Source organism: Bartonella sp. MR168JLCBS, assembly GCF_042194175.1.
This window is the reverse complement of record NZ_JBHIMP010000458.1, coordinates 327-648: the sequence shown is the minus strand read 5'-3', so window position 1 is coordinate 648 and position 322 is coordinate 327.

Sequence of the window (322 nt, the reverse complement as noted above, 5' to 3'; positions counted from 1 at the left end):
AGAGCAGTTTCAAGGCCATTTAGTAGATCAAATTGTAGGGGAGCTTGCTGTAAAGTGCGGTTAAGGTGCAAGTTTAAGGAGGTGTGGTCAATATTGATAAGCGTGGAGATAATATTTTAGAGATATCTGTTCATTGTGGTCTAGCTGTGTGCCTCTCAATGAAATGATAAGTTAATTTTTCAGAATCTGTGTTCTCATGAAAGTTAGAGAGGAGCGTTCATTCTTATTATGTTGTGCTATCTATGCTGTTGAGAGATGAAGTTGATACATCAGAAATATTTTAGGTGTGAATAAGGCAAAATAAAATGCAAAAGATAAAAAA